This window comes from Methylobacterium sp. CM6257 (genome assembly GCF_054611515.1).
On the sequence record NZ_CM137735.1, the window covers coordinates 2767987 to 2790512 of the forward strand.

Consider the following 22526-nt stretch of genomic DNA (forward strand, 5'->3'; position numbering starts at 1 on the left):
TGGGAACGGGCCTCCCGCTTGCAAGGGTGCGCCCGGGAGATCGTGCGGTGAGGATCATGAGCGTACGCGAGACCGTCGAGGAGCGTTTGGCCCGAATCGGGGAGGGGGATCCGGCGGTCTTCACCCGGCTCTATCCGGCCGAGGCGCGGGCGGCGGCCGAGACCGCTGATGCGCGCCGTCGGGACGGGATCTCGCTCGGCCCCCTCGACGGCGCGATCGTGTCGATCAAGGACCTGCTCGACGTGGCCGGCGAGACCACCTGCGCCGGTTCCGTCCTCCTGGCGGACGAAGCCCCGGCCGAGGCCGATGCGCCGGTGGTCGCCCGCCTGCGCCGGGCCGGTGCGGTGATCATCGGCAAGACCAACATGTCCGAATTCGCCTTCTCAGGGCTCGGGCTGAACCCGCATTACGGCACGCCCGGCAACGCCGCCGATCCGCAGCGCATCCCGGGCGGCTCGTCCTCCGGCGCCGGCGTCTCGGTGGGGCATGGCACGAGCGACATCTCGGTCGGATCGGATACCGGTGGCTCCGTCCGGATTCCGGCCTCGCTGAACGGCGTGGTGGGCTTCAAGCCGACTGCCCGCCGCGTCCCCCTGGACGGCGCCTTCCCCCTGTCGTTCTCCCTCGATTCGCTCGGTCCGCTCGCCCGGACGGTGGCGGCGTGTGCGGCGACCGATGCCGTGATGGCGGGTGAGGAGCCCGAGCCCCTGGTGACATTCGGCGTCGCCGGGCTGCGCATCGGCGTGCCCCGGGGCCTCCTGTTGACCGAGACGGAGCCGCTCGTGGCTGAGGCTTTCGAGCGCACGCTGGCGTTTCTGTCCCGCGCCGGCGCCCGGGTGACCGACCACCCTGTCGACGACCTCCTCGCCGCCATGGAGGCGGCGCTGCCGGACGGCTCCATCGCGGCGATCGAGGCGGCAGCGATCCATGCCGACTGGCTGGACAGCCAGGCCGGCCGTTACGATCCGCGCGTCCATCGCCGGATCGTGGCCGGCCGTCCCGCGACGGCGGCGCGGTACATCCGGACGATGCGCCGGAGGGCCGAGCTGATCGCCGCCTTCGACCGGCGGCTCGCCCCCATCGACGTGCTGGCGCTCCCGGCGACGGCGATTACGGCCCCGCTGATGGCCCCGCTCCAGGCGGACGACGCAGCCTTCCTGGCGGCGAACCGCCTGATGCTGCGCAACACGGCCTTCGGCAACTTCTTCGACCTCACCGGCCTGTCCCTGCCGATGCCGGGACTCGCCCGGCCGGTGGGGCTGATGATCCTCGCCCGGCACGGGGCGGACCGCCGGCTGCTGGCGATCGGGGCCGGCATCGAGGCCGCGCTGGCGGGCTGAGGCCGCCTCCGTCCGGATCGCTCGGGGGCCGCTCCCCCGCCACCGGGAGGGCCGCGCAGCGCTACAGGGCGGCGCGGCCTGGATCGTTTCGCGCCGTGCGCAACGACGGCGGTGCCGCTGTTGCGCACGGCGCAACTCGGCGCATTGCCGAATTACCGCTCGCGGTGCACCCTGCGGACGGGTCCGGGCATGGGTCTTCGCCGCGTTCCACTCCGTGTCCCCCGGATCACGGGACCGCCTGTGCCGGGTGGCGATCCCGGAGGGCCGACTCGGCCGACCGGCAAGGAGCCACCGCATGAGCGCAGCCACACACTCGATCGTCGCCGACCGGGACGCGGACCCCGCCGATCAGGCCGAGATTCGGGCGATGCGCGTCGACCTCGCGGCCGCCTACCGGCTGATCCACCGGCTGGGTCTCGACGACAGCATCTACACCCACATCTCGGCGCGGCTGCCGGGGGGCGGGCACCGGTTCCTGATCAATCCCTACGGGATGCGCTTCGAGGAGGTGACGCCCGACAACCTCGTCACCGTCGATATCGACGGGCGCGTGGTCGAGGATCCGATGGGGCTGGGCATCAACCCGGCCGGGTTCACGATCCACAGCGCCATCCACGCCGCCCGCCATGACGCGATCTGCGTGCTGCACACCCACACGGTGGCCGGCGTGGCGGTCTCCTGCCAGGAGGAGGGGCTGCTGCCCCTGAACCAGTGGTCGATGCAGTTCACGGAACGCGTCGCCTACCACGCCTACGAGGGCATCGCCCTCGACTTGGACGAGCGTCAGCGGCTCGTGGCCGACCTCGGCGACAAGCCCGTCATGGTCCTGCGCAACCACGGCCTGCTGACCTGCGGGCGCACGGTGGGCGAGGCCTTCAGGCTGATGCACAACATGGAGCGCTCGTGCCGGGCGCAGCTGGCGATCCAGGCCGCGGGCGCGCCGGTGATCCGGCCCTCGGCCGCGATCGCCGCCAAGACCGCCGGGCAATACGCCGCCGGCTACGACCGCGTGGCGGTCCAGGGAGCGCCCGACAGCGAGTGGGCGGCGTTCAAGCGGATGCTGGCGCGGACCGATCCGGACTTCGCGCAGGGTTGAGGGTTTCAGTCGGGCGCGTCGCAGCAGACCTCAAGCCGGCGGGCTCGCTCCAACCCTCGACCTCATCCTGAGGTGCCCGCGCCAACGGACCTCGAAGGAGGCCTCCAGAAGGTACTGCGGTCCCTGGAGGGCTCCTTCGAGGCCGGGCGATCTCTGATCGCCCGGCCTCGAAGGATGAGGGAGAGCGTGGGAGATCCCTCACCTGCCTGTCCAAGCGGGTGCGACCAATCCTCTCCCACATGGCCATGGGAGGCGTCGCGCCCCAGCCGCGTGAGCACGACGGCCCGCGCACGGTGAAAGCCGGACCTCTCGCTCACCCTTCCGTCCAGGCTCCGCTCGACCGGTACACCTGCTTCAGGAACGCGATGAACGCCCGGGTCTTGGCCGGCACGAAGGCCCGGCTCGGATAGACCGCAAAGATGCCCGCCGAAGCCGCGGCCGTGTAGGCGGGCAGGACCACCTCCAGCAGGCCGCCGCGCAGCTCCGCGTGCACGTCCCAGGTGGAGCGGAGCGCGATCCCGAGGCCGCCGATCACCGCCTCGCGCACCACTTCGTTGGAGTGCGTGCGCAGGGGGCCGGACGCGTTGACCGTGCAGGGTCCCTCCGGCCCGACCAGCCGCCAGGGGTTCTGGTTCTCGGTGGCCAGGCAGACATGGCCGCGCAGGTCGTCGAGGGTCTCCGGGCGCCCCGCCGCGTCGAGGTAGCTCGGCCGCGCGCAGAGGACCCGCCGCACCGGGGCGAGGCGCACCGCCGTCAGGCCGGAACTCTCCAGGGCGCCGACCCGGATCGCGAGGTCGTAGCCGCGCTCGACGATCGACTCGAAATCGTCGCTCAGCTCCAGGTTCAGCAGGAGGTCCGGATGCAGGGCGAAGAAGGCCCGCAGGTGCGGCACGATGTGCAGGCGCCCGAAGGAGCTCGGCGCCGTCACCCGCAGGGTCCCCCGGGCCCGGGTCGCCGTCTGCGAGACGAGGCTCTCGGCCTCCGCGATGGCGTCGACGATCGGGCCGATGCGCTGGAAGAACGCCTCGCCGACATCCGTCGGCGCGACCCGCCGCGTGGTCCTGTGCAGCAGGCGCACCGCCAGCCGCTCCTCCAGCCGCTTCAGCCGCTTCGAGACTACCGCCACCGACAGGCCGAGCTCCGACCCGGCCTGCGTCAGACTGCCGGTGCGGACCACCCGGGCGAAGATCTCCAGGTCGCTCTGGTCGTGCATTCTCAACGCTGCGGAAAAAATCAAATCTCTTTTGCCGTCTTTTTCGCCGGCGCCAAGCGGTCTACCCGGAGTGACCTCAAAAAATTTTCACGCGCCGTTCGATTTTTTCTGACGGATGGCGCCGTCCTAGTTCTAAGGAGCCATCATGTCGGGTCTCGTCGTCGCTGAAGACCTCCGCACCTTCCTGTCCGAGGAGGCTCTGCCCGGGACCGGCCTCTCGGCGGAGCAGTTCTGGTCGGGCTTCGCGGCGATCGTCCGCGATCTCGCGCCGCGCAACCGGGCACTCCTCGACCGGCGCGATGGACTCCAGGCCGACATCGATTCCTGGCACCGCGACCACCGCGGTCAGCCGCACGATCCGGCCGCTTACGCGGCCTTCCTCACCCAGATCGGCTACCTGCAGCCGGAACCCGACGCGGTGCGGGTGACCACCGAGAACGTGGACGCGGAGATCGCCGAAATCGCCGGCCCGCAGCTCGTCGTGCCGATCTCGAACGCCCGCTACGCGCTCAACGCCGCCAATGCCCGCTGGGGCAGCCTCTACGACGCCCTCTACGGCACCGACGCGATCCCGCAGGACGGCGACCTCGCCCCCGGCACCGGCTTCAACCCGGCCCGCGGCGCCGCGGTGGTCGCCCGGACCAAGGCGTTCCTCGATGCGACCGCACCGCTGAGCGTCGGCTCCTGGGCCGATGCCGTGGGCTTCGCCGTGACGGCCGGGCGGCTCGCCGTCGACCTCGGCGCCGGCCGGAGCGCCGGCCTGACCGGCGCGGCGGAGCTTGCGGGCTTTACCGGCGACGCGCAGGCGCCGGCCGCGCTCCTGCTGTGCCACAACGGCCTGCACGTCGAGATCGTGATCGACAAGGCGAGCCCGATCGGCCGCACCGACCCGGCCGGCATCGCCGACGTGGTGCTGGAGGCCGCCCTCTCGACCATCATGGACATGGAGGATTCGGTCGCGGCCGTGGACAGCGCCGACAAGGTCGCAGTCTACCGGAGCTGGCTCGGTCTGATGCGCGGCGACCTCGTCGCCCACCTGTCCAAGGGCGGCCGCACCGTCGAGCGGCGTCTTGCGGAGGACCGCACCTACACGGCCCCCGACGGCGGCCGGCTGACCCTGCACGGGCGGTCGCTGATGCTGGTCCGGCACGTCGGCCACCACATGTACACCGACGCCGTGACCCTCGACGGAGCCGAGATCCCCGAGACGATCCTCGACGCGGCAGTGACCGCGCTCATTGCCCTGCACGACCTGAACGGCGCCCGGCGCAACAGCCGGACCGGCGCGGTCTACATGGTCAAGCCGAAGCTCCACGGCCCCGAGGAGGTCGCCTTCGCGGTGGAGCTGTTCGGCCGGGTCGAGGCGCTGGTCGGCCTCGCGCCGCGGACGCTCAAGATCGGCGTGATGGACGAGGAGCGGCGCACGACGCTGAACCTCAAGGCGGCGATCGCGGCGGCATCGGACCGGCTGTTCTTCATCAACACCGGCTTCCTCGACCGGACCGGCGACGAGATTCACACCTCCCTGGAGGCCGGCCCCGTGGTCCGCAAGGACGCCATGAAGGCGACCGCCTGGATCAAGGCCTACGAAGACGGCAACGTCGATGCCGGCCTCGCCTGCGGGCTGCCGGGCCACGCACAGATCGGCAAGGGCATGTGGGCCGCCCCCGACCGGATGGCCGCGATGCTGGAGGCGAAGGGAGCCCATCCGGAGGCCGGCGCCAACACCGCCTGGGTGCCGTCCCCCACTGCCGCGACGCTGCACGCGCTCCATTACCATCGGACGGATGTGCGTACCCGACAAGCGGAGCTCCAGGGCCGGGCGCCCGCGACCCGCGCCGCCATGCTGACGCTGCCGCTCGCCGAGGGTCCCTTCGCGCCGGAGGCGGTGCGGGAGGAACTCGACAACAACTGCCAGGGGATCCTGGGCTACGTGGTCCGCTGGATCGACCAGGGCATCGGCTGCTCGAAGGTGCCTGACATCCACGATGTCGGGCTGATGGAGGACCGCGCCACCCTGCGGATCTCCAGCCAGCACATCGCCAACTGGCTGCGCCACGGGATCGTCGACCGGGCGGAGGTCGAAGAGGCCCTGCGGCGGATGGCGGCCATCGTCGACCGCCAGAACGCGGGCGACCCGGCCTACCGGCCGATGGCCCCGGGCTTCGACGGTCCGGCCTTCCGGGCCGCGGAGGCACTGATCTTCGAGGGCGCCCGCCAGCCGAACGGCTACACGGAGTTCGTGCTCCACCGATTCCGCCACGAGGCCAAGCGGCGCGAGCTGGGGCGCCGCGCCGCGTGAGGCACACCTCCTGCTCGGTGCCCGGATGCCCGAAAGCGTCGGTCCGGCATCGGGCAGGTCGTGAACGCACGCGTCGGCGGCGAGGCCTCACGGCTCCTCAGCGCCGCTTCCGCGTCATGACGTAGACGAGGAGATTCGCTACCGCCCGATAGAATTCCGCCGGGATGACCTGGTCGATCTCGACATTGTCGTACATCGCCCGGGTCAGGGCCTTATCGACCACGATCTCGATCCGGTGCTTCTCGGCGATCTCCCGGATGCGCAGAGCGATCAGATCCTTGCCTTTGGCCAGCACCATCGGAGCATCGTTCTCGCTCTGGTCGTAGCGCAGCGCGATGGCGTAGTGCGTCGGGTTGGCCAGGATCATGGTGGCGCGCGGCACGGCCGCCATCATCTGTTTGCGCAGGCGATCCTGCGCCAGCGAGCGCAGCTTGGCCTTCACCAGCGGGTCGCCTTCGAGCTGCTTGAATTCGTCCTTCACCTCCTGGCGCGACATCCGCAAGTCGCGCTGCCACCGCAGGCGCGTCCAGACCAAGTCGCCTGCCACCAGGGCGATGGTCGCCACGCTGACCGCCGAGACCAGGCGAACCGACAGCGTCAGCAGGAACTCGGGCAGACCGATCGGATCCACGAACATGACATTCACGATCTCGTGGCGATCTGCGCGCAAAACCATGTAGGACATGGCGCCAATCGCCACAAACTTGAAAATGCTTTTTCCGAACTCAATGAATCCTTGTATGCTGAAAATCCTCTTCCACCCGCTGGCGGGCGAGATGCGGGACCATTGCGGCTGGATCCGGTCGAACACGATGCGCGGCGCATTCTGAAAGATCGAGGCGGCAACCCCAGCGACGAGGAGGATCACCAGGATCGGCAGCAGGAACCGGCCCATCGCCATGGCGAGCGCGTGGATGAGGTGCATGGCATCCCGGCTGACATCCTACATGCTCACCGGACGATAATCCCACCACTCCCTACAATCCAAAAACCATCTTTCTTTCAGGCTCTTAGGCAGGCTCAATCTATCATAGGCGGCTATAGGACGGAAGGTGAAGACACGGCCGATTTTGAGGGTCAGTGTGACAGATTGTGACCGGACGACAGCCCCCGAACCATAGCCGTAGCGTGCGCGAACGTTCCTCTGACGATAGGACCGGTATGGGCCGAACCGTAGGAGCCAGCATCAATCGACGATTCAGGAACGGGCCGAAGCCGTGGCGAGTCGTGGATGAATGCTGCCCTTTCTATCCCTCAAGCTGTGAGAACGGTGCGTCGCTATCACCGCTCATCAAACGCATGGATAGTTGGCGAATTGCGCGCGAGAAGACGGCAATAACGGCGCTCACGATGGGACATTGACTGAGCTGCAAGCAGACAACTTATTCGATTTTATAATGAAAATACTTGATGCAGTTTATACAACTCCGAAGAGGCTAGATTCGGCCGAAGAAAGGATGACCGCCAGACGATGGCGCTGAGTAAATTGGATACTACCGAATCCAAGTGGCGTGCATAAGTAGTGAAACGGTACGCTCAAGGTGTTTCAGTCAGCCATCCGGTGTGATATGGTGGTAACACTGGGGGAGCGATGACACAGGACGATACTTGGCATGTTGGGTTCGCTGCTTTTGGATTGCACAGCGTTCCTCAATCAGAGCGTCGAGTTCGGACATCTAAGACGCACCCTCTACACATCGCAACTTTAGCTTTAGGCGAGAATGGGGCGCGTATCGGCGTAACCCTGTGCCCTGGAAAGAAAGACCCGTCATCAATCGGAGGGCCATGGGGCCGCGACCTCAGAGCGGACGTAGAGGTCATACGAGAATGGGGAGCCTCTGCCGTTCTGACCCTCATTGAACCGCATGAGTTCGGCCTCCTATCCGTGCGAGGCTTACCTGACGCTGTGAGGGACGCTGGCCTTGTATGGCTTCATGCTCCTATCCCCGACGTTTCCGTTCCAGGGCCGGCCTTCGAAGCAGCATGGCGGACGATAGGATGTCGGCTCGTGGAACAGTTACGCAGGGGTGAGTCGGTCGTGGTCCATTGCCGTGGAGGTCTCGGTCGCGCGGGTATGCTGGCGGCCAAGCTCCTGGTGATGATGGGCGAAGATGCTTCTACCGCGATTGAACGAGTTCGGAGCGTCAGGCCCGGAGCCATCGAGACGTGCGAACAGGAAGCCTATATTCTCGGGCATGGATTTGACTCGGGGGCGTGAGATGGTCTGTTCTCCGCGAACATACCCGACTCGGAGAGGGACGGATGCAACGCCGCCAAGTTCTGTCTCTCACCGCAGGTATGGCATTCCTCTTTAAGCACAATCAGGCGAAAGCAGCAGAAAAGACATACCGTATCGCGTTGGTTCACCCATCCCGCGCCCTGACGCAAATGACTAAGGGCGGGCAGATATATTTTAGAGGGTTTTTCGAAGAACTCGAGAAACGCGGCTATGTTGAGGGGAAAAATCTTTCCGTTTCTCGTTTCAGCGCAGAGGGTGTAGCAGACAAGTATGAGCTTATCTCAAAAGAAGCTGTCGAAAGCAATCCTGACGTTATCATTTCAAGTTCCGATAGAATCGTCCTCATTCTTTCAAGACTGACGAGCACCATTCCTATTCTGAGCTTTATGACGGACCCCGTTGCTTACCGAGTCGCGAGTTCAATATCGCATCCTGGCGGCAACGTCAGCGGTGTCATGGTCAATCCAAGTTTAGATATCTGGAAGAAGCGAGTTGAGTATCTAAAAGAAATAATCCCGGATACAAAGCAGATATTTGTTCTTTCTGCACGGAGTTTATGGGAAAGCCCCGCCATTGCAAGCATCAGAGAAGCTATTGAACAAAGTGGATGCACGATGGTCGGACCACCAGTTGAAAGCCCTCACAGAGAGCCGCAGTATCAAGCTGCGTTCTCCGAGGCGGCGAGAACAGCACAGGCTTGCATTGTAAGCACATCGCTCGAGAATCTTTCCAATAAGGAGCTTGTTGTCCGTTTGTCTAACGAGCACAGACTTGCATCTATTTACCCTGTAAGGGAGTATGTTGATGTAGGGGGCCTAATCGCACACGATGTTGACTTGCCGAATTTATGGATTCAGCTTGCGAGACAAACATCAGAGGCACTTGCGGGCATGAGTGTCGCGGAAATGCCGTTCTATCAGCCGTTTCGTCTTCGCTTAATAATAAATTTGAAAACCGCCGATGATATTAGGGTCAAAATACCCGCTGAATTGCTGGCTAGGGCCGATGAGGTACTGGACTAGTAGTTTTTCGTAACACATTCTGACTAGGTTGAGCAGCAAAGGATTCCACGCTCGCACTATAAACACTTGTTATCCATTGAGGAGATGTATCAGCAGGAAGCCTACGTTATTGGTCAAGGGGCGCTGGATGTCTGAGGCTATTCGCGACCGTGCCCTTGGTGCCTTCATCGGCTTGGCTGTAGGCGACGCTCTCGGCACCACCCTTGAGTTTCAGAGACGGGACACGAAGCCGCCCGTCTATGACATCGTTGGCGGAGGACCGTTCGACCTCAAGCCGGGGCAGTGGACGGATGACACCTCTATGGCTCTTTGTCTGGCCGACTCGCTCATTGCCTGTGACGGCCTGGATGAGCGAGACCTGATGGAACGGTTCTGCCGGTGGTATCTGGAGGGCGAGAACTCCTGCACCGGCTCATGCTTCGACATCGGCATCACAACAAGGAACTCGCTGGAGCACTTCCGACGGACGGATGACCCGATAGCCGGACCTACGGATGCCAGGACCGGCGGAAATGGCTCGATAATGAGGCTCGCCCCTACGGTTCTTCGCTACTGGAACAGCCCTGAGACGCTAAGGAACGTGAGCCGACGCCAGAGCTACACGACCCATGGCGCTAGCGAGGCCGTGGATGGCTGTGAGGCGCTATCGGCGGTCCTGGCTGCGCTTATAGGGGGAAAGCCTCTGACGGACGTTCTCAGCGCAGAATTAGGACCCTTCAGCGATGGTGTGCAGCGTGTGATGGACGGCTCATGGAGGGGGAAAGCACGGTCGGAAATTCATTCGTCCGGCTACGTGCTCCATACGCTGGAGGCTGCGTTCTGGTGCGTAACGGAGACGACCAGTTTCAGTGACGCCGTGCTACTCGCCGTGAACCTTGGGGACGATGCCGACACGGTAGGCGCTGTGACCGGGCAGATAGCGGGAGCGGCTTACGGTGTCTCGGCCATCCCCGAGGAATGGTTCAATCGCCTCGCGTGGAATGAACGCCTGGTCGCAATTGCCGAACAGTTATTTGGCCAGTCTGGCATGAGGTTTCTCAGCCACCAAAAACGCCAGCTTTAGCAGCCCTATTCCGCTGCGAAGCGTTTCTTTAGGCCGCTCACCGTCTCGGATGGAATCTCGTATTTGTCCCCGATATCACTGATGATTTGAGACATTTCCTCTGGACCGCATTGTTCGTCGTGAAGTGCTTTAGCCAGAACATCAGTTGCCGCCATCATCCTGAGTTCGTGCTTGATGGCAGCAGTAGAAGGCATAGGGATTCCGCGCCCGAACCGTTTATACCGTGGCATGGCGGACCTCCTATTCAACAGGAACTAAAATCGCCACTGGAACCTTTTTTTACAAGACCCAAAGGGGCAAATATTATGAAGCCTTCGCTGGGACAAATGGGAAACTAAGCTTGTCACTGGATGATTTCGAGTTCGATTCCGACATTATCATAAGCGGCATCGTATTCGCTCCCATCTTCTAACCGCCATCCAAAGTTTGTTCCCCAATCCAGCCAATCCGTCTGTTCCTGCCAGTCGTAGAATCCAGCCACGTCATCGAACTCACGGTCGAACGTCATCTCGAATTGGGCATAGCACGAGATGGTAGGTAACGGACCATTCTTGAAACTGACGGAGGACAGTTCAACTGACTGCGACCGGATGGTTCCTCGCGCGTTCAGCAGGCCACCCGCGTAATGCACATCCTCAGGGTCGATTGTCGCGTATAGCAGCGGCTCTATGACCTTTCTGACGAAGCTCCACTGCTCTCTAGGCCATGACGTGCGCCCACCCCGCTCTTTCCATAACTGCTCACATTGGGTCAGTGCCGCCGGAAGGGAGATGGTGGGGTCTAACGGAAGCTCGGGGGAACCGTTCTTCAAGCGAGCTACGACGGTGTGGCGGTACATCCTACCATTATAGCACAAATTGGCTCACAATTCGGTGCAACGGACTATCGGGTTCGTTACCCGGCGCCACATGCAGACGCGAGCCGTTAGGTTGTTCCACAGGGTGCGAATGAGGTAAGCTTCGCCATATCGACGGTACTAGGAATGCTGCACGTGCGTCCCTCAACGATTCTAATAGGTTTTCTACTTGCGTCATCGTACATCAATCCAAGTTTATGCGCGTCATTTGACTGCATAATGAAACGTTCGCTATCTCCTACACCCGAGCAAAAAGCCGAATACGAGACTTGCGTGCGTAAGGATGAAGAAAGCAGGCTCGGCAAATACTTTTGTTATATATCTAATGCCGCTGGCATACAGTACTACGAAAAAGACGACAAGACGGACGAAACGAGGCCGCCGTTTGTTGGCAGAATACGACCAGCCCAAGACAAGTTTTTTTTCGAAATATCCAAAACATATTCCTTTTTTGCATGTGACCCCAATAGCCCACTGAAAGTCGACTGCAAAGGCATGACGTACCGCAAATATAAATTCGAAAGCAATTCAAGCTTTATACCGAAGTATTCAGAGTCGGATGATACGTATCTGTTCTCCGGCGCAAGAACAATGTTCAACCTATTTGGTGACAATAGTTTCTCCGCCGCTACGCTTTTCGAAGACAAATATGTAATGGAAGGAAAGTGCGAAAAGATAAAATAACGGCGACATTGCGCGGTATCAAAGGTAAGAAGGTATCATCAGAGTACGGTAAGCGCTGTCTGGGCGGCACCTTCCGGCAAGCGGTGTGAAGGCGACATACGGAGCGGAATGGGAGCTCCGTCACATGTCGATGCCAGGGCGTATGGCTATGTCGGAGCCGATCCGGCGCCTGGAGCTGTTTACCGGGGCCGGCCGGCGGCGGACGTGGTCGGATGAGGAAAAGGCCGCCATCGTCGCCGAGAGTGATGGGCCGGGCACCTCGATCAGCGCGGTGGCACGCCGACACGGACTGAGCGCCTCGCAGCTGTTCACGTGGCGGCGCTTGGCGCGTCAGGCTGGGAGGCACGACGACCGCACAGTACGGTTCGTGCCGGCCGTCCTGAGTGTGGGCCCGCAGGAGCCGGTGTCTGCGCAGACGGGCTCCGGGCTGCGTGAGCAACGCGGCTGTCACGGCATCGAAGTTGAGATCGCAGGCGCCACGGTCCGCATCGCTCAGGGCGCGAGCGCGGCTCAGATCGCCGCGGTGATCCGGGCGCTGAAGGCTCCCCTATGATCGGGCCCTCCGGCGCGGTGCGCGTGATGCTGGCCACACGGCCGGTGGACTTCCGCAAGGGCATGGACGGGCTGGCCGCTCTGGTGCGCGACGCGATGGGCGCGGATCCGTTCTCCGGCACGGTCTACGTGTTCCGGTCAAAACGCGCCGACCGGGTGAAGCTCCTGGTCTGGGATGGAAGCGGGCTGGTCCTCGCGACCAAGCGTTTGGAGGCTGGCCAGTTCTGTTGGCCGAAGATCGAGGACGGCGTGGTTCGGCTGAGCGCGGCGCAGCTCGCGGCGCTCGTCGAAGGCTTGGACTGGAAGCGCGTCCATGCGGCTCGTGCCGTGGGCGTGCCGGCGGTTGCCGGCTGAGCAAAAAGACTGGCGGACAGGCTTAATCGCGGTAGTAAGTCACTGGCGGATCTGCTCTCATCCGCTTCGTGGCCGCGCCTGCTTCGCCCTCGTCCGACGATCCCGAGACGCTCAAGGCGCTGCTCGCCGAGGAGCGCGCCGAGAACGAGCGGCTGCGCCAGATCATCCTGGCCATGCAGCGCCACCGCTTCGGCCGCCGCGCCGAGAGCCTGCCGGAGGATCAGCTCCTGCTCGGGCTGGAGGAGGCCGAGCAGGTCGAGGCCGCGGGCTTTGCCGCCGAGGAAACGGAGCCCGCCAAGGAGGCCCAGAGGGTCAAGCGGCGCACGAACCGTGGGGCACTGCCCGCCCACCTGCCGCGGGTCGAGTGCGTGGTCGACGTCGACAGCCTCGCCTGCCCGTGCTGCGCGGGTGCCCTGCACCGGATCGGTGAGGATGTATCCGAGCGCCTCGACGTGGTGCCGACGCAGTTCCGGGTGCTGGTGATCCGCCGCCCGCGCTACGCCTGCCGCGCCTGCGGGGACGCGGTCGTGCAGGCCCCGGCACCGGCGCGGCTGATCGAGGGCGGCCTGCCGACCGACGCTCTCGTCGCGCAGGTGCTCGTCTCCAAATACGCCGACCACCTGCCGCTGTATCGACAGGCGCAGATCTTCGCCCGCCAGGGCGTCAGCCTCGACCGCTCGACGCTGGCCGACTGGGTCGGGCGCGCCGCCTTCCTGCTCCGGCCCGTGCACGAGCGGCTCCTGGAGACGCTCAAGCGCTCGGGCAAGCTGTTTGCCGACGAGACCACGGCACCGGTGCTCGATCCGGGCCGCGGCCGCACCAAGACCGGCCAGCTCTGGGCGTATGCGCGCGACGACCGGCCCTGGGGCGGGACCGATCCGCCCGGCGTCGCCTACGTCTACGCCCCCGACCGCAAGGCTGGACGACCGATCGCGCATCTCTGCGGGTTTGCAGGCGTGCTCCAGGTCGACGGCTACGCGGCCTACGAGAGCTTGGCCAAGGGCGGCGCGGTGCGGCTGGCCTACTGCTGGAGCCATGTGCGTCGGCAATTCTATGATCTCGCCGCCGCCTCACCGATCGCGACGGAGGCGCTGTCGCGCATCGCCGCGCTCTACCGGATCGAGGCCGAGATCCGCGGGCGCTCGGCCGAGGAGCGACGGGCGGCCCGGCAGGAACGAAGCCGGCCCGTGGTCGAGGCGCTGGAGGCGTGGCTGCGGGAGAAGCTCGGCCTCCTGAGCCGCAAGAGCAACTTGGCGGATGCGATCCGCTACGCCCTGAGCCGCTGGGCGGGGCTGAGCCTGTTCCTCGACGACGGGCGTGTGGAGATCGACTCCAACACCGTCGAGCGCGCAATCCGGCCTCTGACCTTGAATCGGAAGAATGCCCTATTTGCTGGTTCGGACGGCGGGGGCGAGCACTGGGCGGTGATCGCCTCGTTGGTCGAGACCTGCAAGCTCATCGAAGTCGAGCCGCAGGCCTACCTGGCCGACGTCATCACCCGCATCGTCGACGGCCATCCGCAGCGGCGCCTCGACGAGCTTCTGCCCTGGGCCTACCCGAGCACACCCACGCTCCAAGCGGTCGCCTGAGAACGCTGCAGCCCAGGCGCGTCAGTCGGGCCGCGTGAACAGGGTCCGAAACAGCGCCTCGGATTGGCGCAGTCCCTCGTCGGTCAGCACCACCGACTTGGCGCGTCCGACCGGATCGGCGATGAGCCCCTTGGCGTGGAGACGGCCAAGCACGGCCCAGTCGAAGCCCTTCCAGGCCCGACGCCCGTCGTGGAGCGTCAGCCACAGAAGGGCGAGCACCGCCTCGTCGATGCGCTCCTCGTCGACCGCCATCCGAGCAGATTAGCACGCCGCGCTCAGACCGGGCGTGGTCCCAGCCGATCGGTTACAGAGTACGCGCTCAGGTGACGTCACATTCGGGCATGTCGTACCAGTAACATCAGGGTTGATTTTTGGCCGATGTTACGCTACGACCTTAGGTCTAGAGCCTGAGGTTACACGTGGCAAAAATCGGGTACGCGCGCTGCAGTTCGGAGGACCAACGCCTCGACTTACAGATTGAGCGGCTACGAGCGGAGGGGTGTCAGCCCATCCGCTCAGAAAAGGTGTCTGGAGCGTCACGAGAGGGTCGTCCCGAGTTGGCGGCCATTCTCGATTTCGTCCGCGAGGGAGACGAAATCGTTTGCGTTCGTGCTGACCGACTAGGGCGCGACACCAGGGACGTTCTGAACGTCTTGCACGAACTCGACCAGCGTGGCGCCTATCTGACCATTTTGGACCCCTACGTCACGACCAGAGGCGAGACGGGGCGCATCGTCCTCACGGTCCTCGGGATGGTAGCTGAGATGGAACGGCGCTTCATCCTAGAGAGGCAGCGTGAGGGTATCGCTTCCGCCAAAGCCAAAGGCGTCTACAAGGGTGGAACGCGGCGCCTTGACCGTGAGAAGGTCATGGTAATGAGAGCGGAAGGCGTCGGTCCAGCCGCGATTGCGCGAACCTTGGGCTGCTCAAGGATGCAGGTATACCGCATCATCGAGCAATCGGCCGTCTGAGCCTGACGCGGCACAGGTTGGGCCCGTAACGGGTGGGGAGTTGCCATTGGCTGATGGCCGATAAGCGAACTGGTAGGCTCGCACGTGAGCGATTGGGGCGCCGAGAGGGTCACATCTCGCACTGTCCGGTATTAGACCGAGCAACGTGACTACAACTTGGATGGTAGAAGCGGACGCCGTTCTTTGCTTTGTCGCTCGATACTCCTCGGCGAGTGAGAAGAGCGATGCCCGAGAATATGCTTGCTGGTCGCCGAGTTCTGGTAGTTGAGGACGATTATTTCCTCGCCGATGAAACGAGCCGGGCGCTGAAGGCCGCGGGCGCAACAGTGCTCGGGCCGGTGCCTTCGGTAGAGGGCGCCTTCGATATCCTGGAAAAGAACACGCCCGATGCTGCGGTGCTGGACGTGAACTTGGCCGGTGAGATGTCCTTCCCTATCGCTGACGCCCTAGCCGCGAGCAACGTGCCCTTCGTTTTCGTGACCGGCTACGACCAGGGCGCCATCCCCACGTCTTATGCGGCAGTGCTCTGGTTGGCGAAGCCAGTTCAGATGTCCGACACGCTGCGGGAAATCGGGCGACTGTTCGGGGCCGCGGCATAGGAACGAAGGGCGGACGTTCTGAAAACCAGAGAAGGGTCGTAAGCGGCTGTACACTGCTACAGTGGCTGACGAGGGGCGCATGATAGAAATGCGTCCCAACCAACTTTCACGCAGCCATCAACTCGCATCGGCACACGTGACAGCGACGGTTCCTGAGCTGTCGCTCCAGCATGTCCAACTGGCCCGCTGTCTGGTCCCGCTCGATGGCTATGAGGGAGCGTGCCAGGGTGACAGCTGCACGGATGGTAGCGCGGTGACGGTGGAGCACATTGCCGTCATCGTCCAGCAGGTGACGCGCGAGCCCAGCCGCAGACCTACTGAAAAGCGACCGGGTTCTTGATGGCGCCATAATCAGAACGTTTCAGATATTGGTGCGTGAGGAATTCATCCTGTGACGCCGCCAATCTTCACAGACAATGACGAACTCCCACTATCTCGCATTCTTAGAACGGAATATAAGATAGTTCCTTGCGTATCTCCACATAACATTTCTCAATGATGGCATTTTTGGCCGCAATATCCTCTTTGATTAAGCGACAGGCATAATCGTATGCCTCTTGAAATGTGTAGAGTTGTGAAATGTCGAAACTTCTTTGCGGCCCCTCAATCACGTCGAGAGCGTCTAAAAGCAGGTCTCGAAATCTATATTCATAGCCCGAGCAACATATTTGCTTGAGTTCGTCGTCCATATTGTCATCAATAACACACCTACGGTGAGACAATTCCAGGCCCTGTGATAGAATGTAACGCAAATCACGGCATGTTTCGCAATCCAAATACAGAATCATAGTTCCGGAAACATCGCGATGGCTTGAAAAGGAAGTCATATGGTGTTCTTTATCCCAGTTTTGTTGATGAAAAATATTCATGGCAATACAATTACAGCTGAGATGACATAAAAAAATGAATACATCTGAGCTGATTGGAGTTCAAATAGCAAGAAAAATGAACTTCCTCATTGGAGACTCAATGCATCTGAAAGTGAATCACATAAGATTCACAGTGTCATTTATATGCGATTTTCTGCTAAATGTCAATAACAACATCGAACGTTCGGTGATTAAATTTGTGATGATTTACATAGGTACCGTCTGTTTCTGAATATGAAGCTAAGGTCATCGTCTATCGGACCACTAATTAGATGACCAGTCAGTTCGCATATGCATTCTAAATGATTGCCTTCGGCAAAACGCTTCGCGTTTACATTGTTTTTAATGAATCACAGTCACTGCTCACGAAGTGAGTGCTTTATAGCTGGTGAGTAGACGCACTTCACCTATCTCAGGTGAAGTGTGCGTTATAGGTGGAGCCGTATCCCGCACATCCCATAGAGAAACTCAGTGGCTTTTAATGACTAGCCAGTGAGAAGGGGCGGTTGGCCGGTCTCCCTTTACACTCTCTTCTTCCAACGGTTACAGCACGGCGGCCATGGAACGGACCATTGCCGAACTGCATGAGGGTTATTGCTCCCTCGTCGTGACTCTAACGTTGAGTCTTACGTGTATGCTCTACCTGATATCTTCCGCCGGCAATCAGAACTCGAATCTGAGCAGGCTCATCAAGCTGCCTTCATTTGACAGCATACTTGTTATGGCAATCTGCGCACGTCACAGCACAAATCGTAATCGTATTTATAACAGAAAACGTTGAGGTTGTCAATACGCTGTGCAACAAATCATTTTCTCATTCGTGTGACAACGTAGCAACAGCATCATACTCTTTGATTCCACAAAGGATGTTAGCGTTCACCGCACGAGATAATGCGGACAAAGCAATTGCCGAATGGCGCTCTTCGTAAGTTGCGGTGGGACAGCCATATCTTGCCGTCTCACCGCATTCGACAGTTACTCAGATTGATTGGACAGAAGCGCGAGTTTGGCAGCGACGTTCTCAGGCTTTATGTGCGTGTACCGTCTCAGCATCTGATAGTCTCTGTGGCCCGAGATTAGCGCCACTTCTGGAATACTGAGGCCGCGCTCGAAATGCCGCGAGATACCTTCGTGTCGGAGGTCGTGCCACCTACAGTCTTGAACTCGCGCGGCTTGCAACAATTCGGTCCACCAACAACTGAGCGTGCCGTACTTAACGCCAAATATCTCAGGCCGAGAACCATCTTTTGGAATAGATTTTAAAATTTCAACAGCTCGAGGCGTAAGAGGGATAGTTCTCGGATAATCATTCTTTGTCATGGGAATGTGCAAAGTCGACTGGCGAAAATCTACATCTACCCACTTAGCTCGGAGCAATTCGCCCTTTCTCATGGCTGTCTCGACCGCAAATTCGACTATATGAATTAGCGACCTTCTTCCCCGCGACAAGTCCGCCTGCACGAGATTATTCCATTCTTCGTCGGTGATACGCCGCTCTCTACCATTCCTAATCTTCGGTTTTCGGACCATCTTGAAGACATTTACGGGCAGTCTAATTCCCCATTCGCTCTGAGCTACCGTGATGCAATGTGAGCCGATTGATAGTTCTCTGACAACCGTTGCTGGCTTTACGATTTTCAATCTATCGTCGCGATATCGTGCGACTTCCGCTTCACTGAGTTCTGATATATCAATGTTATATATAAACGATTTGCTAAACCGCCTTAGAATTGAGTATTCTGTCCGATACCAATAACGGTGCGATAAGATATCCTTGTAATACCGTTCTAGCAAATCTCCAAAAGTGACTTTACGCGTTTGTTCCGCAGTCGATGCGTTATTCCGATTGATTTTTCCGCCCTCCACATCGCGAGCCCATCTGACAGCTTCGGTTTTGGTCGCGAAGGTCCGTGTGAGAGACGGCGAACCTTTCAATCTGACTTGCACCTGAAACTTGCTGTTCCGCTTCCTGATAGTAGCCATGCTGCATCTCACTGTGCCCGAAAATGTGCCCGGACCCGTGATTCAGAGGTTTTGGGAGATGCGGGGAGCGGCGCCGGACGATAGATAAACCATTGAAAGGCAATGATTTTACCATCGACAAGGCGTGGATGAGGTGCATGGCATCCCGGCTGACATCCTACATGCTCACCCGGGCCGGCATCGACGAGGCGCGGATCTGGCGGGTCGAGGGTGCCGCCGACCGGACCCCGCGCAACGCTGCGGATCCCAAGGCGCCCGAGAACCGGCGGATCGAGATCCTTCTCCAGGGAACCCCGGGATGAGGCGGATCCTGCTGAGCGCCCTCGTCGGGCTGGTCACAGGGCTCGCGGATCCGGCCGTCGCGGATCCGGCCCCGGCTCCTGCGTCGGTTCCGCTGGCGGACCGTTCCGCGCTCCCGGATCCCGTACCCGCGGCACCGGCCCCCGACCCACAGGCTCTGAGGGGCAGTCCTGTCGCGTCGGTACGCACGCTGCAATTGCTGCAGGACCGGGTCGCGGCCGGCTCGGTGGCCGCCCACGAAGGCCAGCGGCTGCTGATCGCCCGGATCAACGCGGATCTTCTAAATGCGGCGCCAGAGGTCTGGGCCGATAGGCACAACGTCCGAGCCGCCATCGTCTTTTCGCTGAGCGGCGGGGGGCCGGCGATCCTGCGTCGCGTGATTGCACTGGACAGTCTGGGCGACCGGGAGGCGGCGCTGGCCCGCGGCGCCCTCGCGTACATCGAAGGGCGGGAGGCCGAGGCGAGCCGTCTCCTCAAAGATTTCGACACGACAGGTCTGCCGTCGACGCTCGCCGGAGCGGTCGACCTGGCGCAGGCATCGCTCGTCGTGACCGAAAACCCGATCCGGGCGATTGCCCTGCTCGATCGCGTGCGCCTGCTGCTGCCGGGGACCCTCACCGAGGAAGGAGCGCTGCGCCGCGAGGTCTTCGCCCTCGGGCAGCTCGGCGATCTGAAGAAGTTTGAAGCCCTGACGATTCAGTATCTGCGCCGCTTTCCGCATTCGGTCTATGCTGGGAATTTCCGCCAGCGGCTCGCCTATCAGTTGGCCCAGTTCGATATCGGCCGGGACGAGGCGCGCTTCGCGGCCCTCAACAGAATCGTCAATGAACTGACCTCCGGGAGCCGGCGGGATCTGTACCTGCTGATCGCCCGGACGGCGATCCAGGAGGGCAAGACGGCCTCGGCGCTCCTGGCTACCGCCAAGGCGCTCGCGCTCTGCGCGCCCGAGAGCCCGGAGGCGATCCAGGGTCGCCTCTACCGGGCGGCCGCCGAGATCGTGGACCTGACGACCTTTGAGCCCGGGCTGCGGACGTTGAGAACCCTGGACAGAGCCAAGCTTCCGGCTCGTGACGTCCCCCTCCTCGATACGGCGCTGGCGACCGCCGAGGAGATCGGGCGCGGGCTCATCGGCACGCGCGCGCTGGCGGAGGTCGATACCGGGCCCTTGCGACAGGCGCAGGCCGGGGCGGAGCCCGCCGATGGCCCGGCCAGCCTGATTCCCAAGGTCCACGCCACGATCGACCAGATCGATCTGCTTCTCCGGAAGGCAAACCCGTGACCTCGATCTCCGCCACGGTTCAGAGACCCGCGCCGAAGCCCGATCGGGAGGTGGCGCGCCCCCTTCCGGAGGCCGACACCCAGAGCTCTCCGGATAAGGGCCGGGACGGCGCTTTCGGCGCCGTCCTGCGCAAGATGTCGGATGCACCGGCCGCGACATCAGCCGCCGACGACAGGGATGACGCGGCGGAAGCGGGCGGAGCTGCCGCAAAGAGCGATCCCGAGGGGGCGACCGCGACAGCCGCGCCGCCCCCTGCCGATCCGGCAAGCGATGCCGCGACGACGCTCGCCAACATCCTGAACGCCGCTCTTCCGGCGGCCGGCCCATCTGCGGGCTCCGGAGCCCCCTCAGCCTCCCAGGGCGCGGCGGATGTGACCTCGACCGGCGGCTCTCCGGGTGCTGCCCCGACAGCCTCCGACGCCGCAAAACTCTCCGGACGCGCGCTGGCGCGGGCGGCTGGCTCACCGCAGGGGCTGCGCACCGGACCCGGTTCCTTTACCGCGCCCGCGATCACGGTGCTCGACCGCGCGGTCCATTTCAAACCCGTTCGGCCCCAGGCAGCACCGCCCAACCTCGCGCCAGCCGACCCTGCGACAGGAGCCACCGCGGCAGCGGCCGTCGCCAGACCGCAACCCGTCCAGCCGGGACTGCCCGGCATGGTCGCCATCGCGGCGTCGAAACTTCCGGCCCCGATTCGTCTCGAGCCGCCGTGTTCCGCAGACACGGCGGTCCTCGCGGCAGCCGCCGGGCCCGACAAGCCCGACATGGGCGCGCTCGAGGACAGCCGTGCGGTCCCTGGAATTACCAGAACCATCCTCACGGGGGCAGGCCACCAAAACCAGGCCAGCGGCTCCGCCCTGGCTTCCGGAGACAGCGCCGTGACGAAGATGGGCCTGCCCGCCATCACCCTGCCGACGATCGCGGCTGCCATCGAGGACGAGATCGCGCGTGCGTCCGCATCCGGACCGGATCCTGCCGGCAACCACGCCGACCCGGTGGTCAGGGCTGCCCCGGACGGGCCGATGCGCGTGCTCAGGATCCAGCTGAGGCCGGAGGAGCTGGGAACCGTCACGGTGGAGTTGCGGCTGGCGAACGGCCAGCTGGAGACGCACCTGCGCGCCTCGCGACCGGAAACCGCCGCGCTCCTGCACCGGGATGCGGCCCTCCTCACGGACTTGCTGAAGCAGGCCAACTACCAGGCCGAAGTCACCGTCGGGCAGGCTCGCCCGGCCGATGCGGGAGGCTCTCCCGGGGGGACCCCGTCGCAGGGGCAACCCTCCTTCGCCAATGGGGGCGCCCGACCGGATCACGAGGGCAATAGGGAGCGGCAGGCGCAGCACCGTCCGGCCGGCGGCAATCGGGAAGGGGAACGGATGGATGAAACGGTACGCCCTCGCGACGGCGGCATTTATCTGTAGCGCGGTCCCGGCCGCTGCGAATGTGTGCGAGGCCGAGATGGGCCGCGCCTCAGCCCGCTACGGCGTACCGCTCGGCGTGCTCTACGCCGTCGGCCTGACGGAAACCGGCAAGCGCGGCTCGCTCCAGCCCTACGCCATGAATATCGAAGGATCGGCCTATTTCGGGACCGGGCCGAGGGATGTGATCGCCCGCTTCACGGAGGCGCGCCGCAAGGGTGCGCGCCTGATCGACCTCGGCTGCATGCAGATCAACCATCATTACCACGGCGCCAAGTTCAGCTCGATCGAGGCCATGATCGATCCGCGCGCAAACGTCGACTACGCGACGCAGTTTCTCCGGGAACTCAAGCAGCGGGAGGGGAGCTGGACGATGGCCGTGGCGCGCTACCATGCCGGCCCGCACAACAACGCGGCGCAGAAGATCTATATCTGCCGGGTTGTCGCCAACATGGTGGCCACTGGCTTCGGACAATGGACGCCGGCCGCCTCGCAATTCTGTCGGTGACGGCGAGTCCCGCCGAATATCGTGGTGACCGGCCTGGAAGAGCCGCCGGACGCCACCATCCTGCGGCAGCAGGGCCTCCGGGTTATCCGCGAGTCGACAGGCCCCAGGCCTCCGCGAGCGCGAAGGGAAGCTGCAGGTTCGCTTCGCAGACGATCTCGAACGTCGCCCGGTAGACGTTCATGAGGGACCAGACATCGAGCCGATGGTACGCATCGAGAGACACCAAGAATCGCTCCTGTTCGCCACCCGTCGGTGCGGGTAAAGCGACAACCCGCCTGAGCGGCCCGAGTTC

The 22526-nt window shown here is 62.8% G+C and carries 23 protein-coding genes; 16 read left to right on the plus strand and 7 right to left on the minus strand.

Annotated features, from left to right (window positions below; all coding sequences use genetic code 11):
* Nucleotides 1-56: 56 nt before the first annotated feature.
* Together ACYCO6_RS13615 and ACYCO6_RS13620 are read left to right on the plus strand one after the other, a co-directional pair.
* Nucleotides 57-1340: an amidase gene (locus ACYCO6_RS13615; RefSeq protein ID WP_459772286.1), complete on the plus strand. Its 1284-nt coding sequence runs from the start codon at nucleotides 57-59 to the stop codon at nucleotides 1338-1340.
* 295 nt (nucleotides 1341-1635) lie between these two features.
* Nucleotides 1636-2436, plus strand: a complete 801-nt coding sequence (locus ACYCO6_RS13620) for a class II aldolase/adducin family protein (protein WP_459772287.1) — start codon at nucleotides 1636-1638, stop codon at nucleotides 2434-2436.
* Between the two features lie 313 nt (nucleotides 2437-2749).
* Here ACYCO6_RS13620 and ACYCO6_RS13625 read toward each other — a convergent pair whose 3' ends face one another.
* Complete coding sequence (locus tag ACYCO6_RS13625) at nucleotides 2750-3649, minus strand: LysR family transcriptional regulator (RefSeq protein ID WP_459772288.1); 900 nt, start codon at nucleotides 3647-3649, stop codon at nucleotides 2750-2752.
* A gap of 145 nt (nucleotides 3650-3794) precedes the next feature.
* Here ACYCO6_RS13625 and ACYCO6_RS13630 point away from each other — a divergent pair, with 145 nt between their 5' ends.
* A complete protein-coding gene (locus tag ACYCO6_RS13630) occupies nucleotides 3795-5951 on the plus strand; it encodes a malate synthase G (protein ID WP_459772289.1) in 2157 nt (718 codons plus the stop codon).
* A gap of 97 nt (nucleotides 5952-6048) precedes the next feature.
* Here the strand turns inward: ACYCO6_RS13630 and ACYCO6_RS13635 are convergent, their stop codons facing one another.
* Nucleotides 6049-6876 carry an EscU/YscU/HrcU family type III secretion system export apparatus switch protein gene (locus ACYCO6_RS13635; RefSeq protein WP_459772290.1) on the minus strand — a complete coding sequence of 276 codons (828 nt, stop codon included), beginning with the start codon at nucleotides 6874-6876 and terminating at the stop codon, nucleotides 6049-6051.
* 666 nt (nucleotides 6877-7542) lie between these two features.
* Here ACYCO6_RS13635 and ACYCO6_RS13640 point away from each other — a divergent pair.
* The 3 genes from ACYCO6_RS13640 (at nucleotide 7543) to ACYCO6_RS13650 (ending at nucleotide 10275) form a co-directional block, all read left to right on the plus strand.
* Nucleotides 7543-8169 (plus strand): cyclin-dependent kinase inhibitor 3 family protein, encoded by a 627-nt coding sequence (locus ACYCO6_RS13640; RefSeq protein WP_459772291.1) that lies wholly within the window; start codon nucleotides 7543-7545, stop codon nucleotides 8167-8169.
* A 44-nt stretch (nucleotides 8170-8213) separates the two neighbouring features.
* Nucleotides 8214-9212: an ABC transporter substrate-binding protein gene (locus tag ACYCO6_RS13645; protein WP_459772292.1), complete on the plus strand. Its 999-nt coding sequence runs from the start codon at nucleotides 8214-8216 to the stop codon at nucleotides 9210-9212.
* 127 nt (nucleotides 9213-9339) lie between these two features.
* Nucleotides 9340-10275: an ADP-ribosylglycohydrolase family protein gene (locus ACYCO6_RS13650; RefSeq protein ID WP_459772293.1), complete on the plus strand. Its 936-nt coding sequence runs from the start codon at nucleotides 9340-9342 to the stop codon at nucleotides 10273-10275.
* Between the two features lie 5 nt (nucleotides 10276-10280).
* Here the strand turns inward: ACYCO6_RS13650 and ACYCO6_RS13655 are convergent, their stop codons facing one another.
* Both ACYCO6_RS13655 and ACYCO6_RS13660 read right to left on the minus strand, forming a co-directional pair.
* Entirely contained in the window at nucleotides 10281-10505 is a 225-nt protein-coding gene (locus ACYCO6_RS13655; RefSeq protein WP_459772294.1) for a hypothetical protein, read from the minus strand.
* A gap of 113 nt (nucleotides 10506-10618) precedes the next feature.
* Nucleotides 10619-11113 (minus strand): hypothetical protein, encoded by a 495-nt coding sequence (locus ACYCO6_RS13660; RefSeq protein WP_459772295.1) that lies wholly within the window; start codon nucleotides 11111-11113, stop codon nucleotides 10619-10621.
* Nucleotides 11114-11404: 291 nt separating this feature from the next.
* Here ACYCO6_RS13660 and ACYCO6_RS13665 point away from each other — a divergent pair, with 291 nt between their 5' ends.
* The 4 genes from ACYCO6_RS13665 to tnpC all read left to right on the plus strand — a co-directional run bounded on the left by ACYCO6_RS13665 (nucleotide 11405) and on the right by tnpC (nucleotide 14310).
* The gene (locus ACYCO6_RS13665) at nucleotides 11405-11815 is read left to right on the plus strand and encodes a hypothetical protein (RefSeq protein ID WP_459772296.1); all 411 of its coding nucleotides are present in this window, start codon (nucleotides 11405-11407) and stop codon (nucleotides 11813-11815) included.
* Nucleotides 11816-11963: 148 nt separating this feature from the next.
* Nucleotides 11964-12368, plus strand: a complete 405-nt coding sequence (gene tnpA, locus ACYCO6_RS13670; protein ID WP_459764273.1) for an IS66-like element accessory protein TnpA — start codon at nucleotides 11964-11966, stop codon at nucleotides 12366-12368.
* Nucleotides 12365-12721: an IS66 family insertion sequence element accessory protein TnpB gene (gene tnpB, locus ACYCO6_RS13675; RefSeq protein WP_042671684.1), complete on the plus strand. Its 357-nt coding sequence runs from the start codon at nucleotides 12365-12367 to the stop codon at nucleotides 12719-12721. The genes tnpA and tnpB overlap by 4 nt, the downstream gene beginning before the upstream one ends.
* 68 nt (nucleotides 12722-12789) lie before the next feature.
* Entirely contained in the window at nucleotides 12790-14310 is a 1521-nt protein-coding gene (gene tnpC, locus ACYCO6_RS13680; RefSeq protein WP_459764270.1) for an IS66 family transposase, read from the plus strand.
* Between the two features lie 21 nt (nucleotides 14311-14331).
* Here tnpC and ACYCO6_RS13685 read toward each other — a convergent pair whose 3' ends face one another.
* A complete protein-coding gene (locus ACYCO6_RS13685) occupies nucleotides 14332-14562 on the minus strand; it encodes a DUF6429 family protein (protein ID WP_331327277.1) in 231 nt (76 codons plus the stop codon).
* A 167-nt stretch (nucleotides 14563-14729) separates the two neighbouring features.
* Here ACYCO6_RS13685 and ACYCO6_RS13690 point away from each other — a divergent pair, with 167 nt between their 5' ends.
* Together ACYCO6_RS13690 and ACYCO6_RS13695 are read left to right on the plus strand one after the other, a co-directional pair.
* Entirely contained in the window at nucleotides 14730-15281 is a 552-nt protein-coding gene (locus tag ACYCO6_RS13690; RefSeq protein WP_459772297.1) for a recombinase family protein, read from the plus strand.
* Between the two features lie 224 nt (nucleotides 15282-15505).
* Nucleotides 15506-15880 carry a response regulator gene (locus tag ACYCO6_RS13695; protein WP_459772298.1) on the plus strand — a complete coding sequence of 125 codons (375 nt, stop codon included), beginning with the start codon at nucleotides 15506-15508 and terminating at the stop codon, nucleotides 15878-15880.
* A 1844-nt stretch (nucleotides 15881-17724) separates the two neighbouring features.
* On the opposite strand, the gene ACYCO6_RS13700 is transcribed toward ACYCO6_RS13695, so the two are convergent.
* Nucleotides 17725-18732, minus strand: a complete 1008-nt coding sequence (locus tag ACYCO6_RS13700) for a tyrosine-type recombinase/integrase (protein ID WP_459772299.1) — start codon at nucleotides 18730-18732, stop codon at nucleotides 17725-17727.
* Nucleotides 18733-18869: 137 nt separating this feature from the next.
* Here ACYCO6_RS13700 and ACYCO6_RS13705 point away from each other — a divergent pair, with 137 nt between their 5' ends.
* The 4 genes from ACYCO6_RS13705 to ACYCO6_RS13720 are packed head-to-tail and all read left to right on the plus strand — an operon-like array spanning nucleotide 18870 to nucleotide 22234.
* Nucleotides 18870-19034 carry a hypothetical protein gene (locus ACYCO6_RS13705; RefSeq protein WP_459772300.1) on the plus strand — a complete coding sequence of 55 codons (165 nt, stop codon included), beginning with the start codon at nucleotides 18870-18872 and terminating at the stop codon, nucleotides 19032-19034.
* Nucleotides 19031-20311 (plus strand): chemotaxis protein, encoded by a 1281-nt coding sequence (locus ACYCO6_RS13710; RefSeq protein WP_459772301.1) that lies wholly within the window; start codon nucleotides 19031-19033, stop codon nucleotides 20309-20311. The genes ACYCO6_RS13705 and ACYCO6_RS13710 overlap by 4 nt, the downstream gene beginning before the upstream one ends.
* A gap of 50 nt (nucleotides 20312-20361) precedes the next feature.
* Nucleotides 20362-21729 (plus strand): flagellar hook-length control protein FliK, encoded by a 1368-nt coding sequence (locus ACYCO6_RS13715; protein ID WP_459772302.1) that lies wholly within the window; start codon nucleotides 20362-20364, stop codon nucleotides 21727-21729.
* Complete coding sequence (locus tag ACYCO6_RS13720; protein ID WP_459772303.1) at nucleotides 21689-22234, plus strand: transglycosylase SLT domain-containing protein; 546 nt, start codon at nucleotides 21689-21691, stop codon at nucleotides 22232-22234. Before ACYCO6_RS13715 ends, ACYCO6_RS13720 begins: the two co-directional genes overlap by 41 nt.
* An 82-nt stretch (nucleotides 22235-22316) precedes the next feature.
* Here ACYCO6_RS13720 and ACYCO6_RS13725 read toward each other — a convergent pair whose 3' ends face one another.
* Nucleotides 22317-22457 (minus strand): hypothetical protein, encoded by a 141-nt coding sequence (locus tag ACYCO6_RS13725; RefSeq protein WP_459772304.1) that lies wholly within the window; start codon nucleotides 22455-22457, stop codon nucleotides 22317-22319.
* Nucleotides 22458-22526 lie beyond the last annotated feature (69 nt).